This is a genomic window from Arthrobacter pascens (assembly GCF_017052465.1).
GTDB lineage: Bacteria > Actinomycetota > Actinomycetes > Actinomycetales > Micrococcaceae > Arthrobacter > Arthrobacter pascens.
The window spans coordinates 1-2,309 of record NZ_JAFHKT010000091.1; the positions used below are offsets into that span (position 1 = coordinate 1).

General features: G+C 70.7%; 1 protein-coding gene. It reads right to left on the minus strand.

All coding sequences use genetic code 11. The annotated features are described in order from the left end of the window. The coding region (locus tag JYA52_RS22280; RefSeq protein ID WP_240459839.1) for a PKD domain-containing protein at positions 1-2,309 on the minus strand (2,309 nt) is incomplete at both ends.

Genomic DNA, 2,309 nt, shown 5'->3' on the forward strand with positions numbered 1-2,309 from the left:
GGGTCGGAGGAGCCGGCCACCCGGTAGTACGCGAAGACCCGCGCCCCGCTGCCGATGTTCAGCCCGTTGGTGATCGCGGTCCAGCCGGCCGGGACGGTGGTGGTGGGGTTCTTGTCCGCGGTGAAGGAGGCGACCAGCACGTCCCCGGCGGCCCGGCCTACCGGGGCGGGCAGGGAGACGGTGGTGGTGGCGGTTTCGGTGGACGAGGTCCGTGAGCTGCGCAGGGTGATCCCGGGGGGTGTGCCGCCGCCGGCGTTGACGGTGATGGTCCGGGTGCTGGTGTCGGAGCCTGCCGTGTTGGTGGCGGTCAGCCGGGCGGTGTAGGTCCCGGCGGTGTCATAGACGTGGGAGGGGTTCTGCGCGGTGGCGGTGCCGCCGTCGCCGAATTCCCAGGCCCAGGAGGTCGGGTTGCCGGTGGAGGTGTCGGTGAAGTTCACCGTCAACGGGACCGTGCCGGTGGTCGGGGAGGCCGTGAACGATGCGACCGGTGCGGTGGGCCCGGGCGGGGGCGGGGTGCCCGTCCCGGCCGGTTTCAGGGCGGTGCGCCAGGCGGCCACGGCCTTCGCGGAGCTGAAGGTCCAGGTCGCGGTGCCGCTGGCGCCGGCGGCGGGCTGGGTCCGGTCGGCCTGTTCGGCGACCTGGCCGCCGCTGGTTTCGAAGCGTTCGGTCCAGCCGGTCGGCGCGGTGGCGGCGGGGGTGGAGCTGTCGAACCCGAGGCCGCCGATCAGCAGGGCCCCGTTGCTCGCGGTGCTCACCCCGGGAACGGCGATGCTGGTGGCCGAGAACGTGGCGTTGACGGCGCTGGCGACGGTGCTGTCCAGCGGCGTGGTGGTGTTCACGCCGGTGTAGGCGCTGATGCCGCCGCCCCACTTCACCGCCGTGCTCAGCGTCCAGCTGTAGGTGCCGGGGTCGGAGGAACCGGCCACCCGGTAGTAGGCGAAGACGCGGGCGCCGCTGCCGATGTTCAGCCCGTTGGTGATCGCGGTCCAGCCGGCCGGGACGGTGGTGGTGGGGTTCTTGTCCGCGGTGAACGAGGCGACCAGCACGTCCCCGGCGGCCCGGCCGGTGGGTGCGGGCAGGGAGACGGTGGTGGTCGCGGTTTCGGTGGACGCGGTCCGTGAGCTGCGCAGCGCGATCCCCGGGCCCGTGCCGCCGCCGGCATCGACGGTGATCGTCCGGGTGCTGGTATCGGAGCCGTCGGCGTTGGTGACGGTCAGCCGGGCGGTGTAGGTCCCGGCCGTGGTGTAGGTGTGGGAGGGGTTCTGCGCGGTGGCCGTTTCCCCGTCACCGAACTCCCACGCCCAAGACGTCGGGGTGCCGGTGGAGGTATCGGTGAAGCTCACCGTCAACGGCACCGTGCCGGAGGTCGGGGACGCCGTGAACGACGCGACCGGGGCGTTACCCGGCGGCGGGGGCGGGGTGCCCAGGCTGCGGTCCGAGAACCAGTAGCGCCGGGCCACGTGGTCGGTGGCCATCACCACGATCCCGGTCGCTGAGTTCACGCTCTGCTTGGTGCTGGTCACGTTGTTCATGTTCGCCGAATTCGCGTCCTCGATCACCGCCGTGCCGCGGCCGGTCCCGAAGACCGGGTTGTCCATCGACGCGGTCTTCTCATAAATGCTGCCGGCCACCCCGGAGAACGCGCAGCCGGCCACCGTCGTGGAGGGCGCGGTGTGGAAGGCCCGGACCAGGTTGTTCTCGGTATCGAGCATGATCTGCGGACGCGACACGCAGTCCCCGGTCCTAGCGATCGTGGTCTGCTCAAAGACACCGGTGCCGGGCTTGAAGACCACCAGCACCTCCTGGGCCAGGTTCGGATCCGTCGAGCCGTCATTGAGGCTGGTCTTCACCGCCGCGAACACCCGGCCGGTCGGGTCCGCCTGCAGCGTCTTGATGTTCAGGTGATCATCGACCTGCCGGTTCCCGCGGATCGCTTCCCGGTGCCGCCAGGACGACGCGGCCCGCGGATCCTCCCCGTCGGTATGCGTCGACCAGTACGCCGTCCCGGTCGCCTGGTCGGTCCACATGATCCCGATCTGGTCGTTCCGGAACGCCACAATCGCCGAGAGGTCATCCGGCGTCGGGTTCGGATCCGCCGCCCCGGGCACCACGAACGGGGTCCCCCACCCGGTCCCGCCCGGGCCGGAACTGTTCACGAAGACCGTGTTGGTCGTGCCCGCCACCTGGGTCCAGGTAGCCCAGAGCGCACCGGTGGAATCCTTATCGATGGTCAAAGTCTCGCTGCTGTTGTTCGAAATCACCTGCGGAAACCCCGCATCCAGCGAGTAGGCCCCGCCCGAATAGCTGTA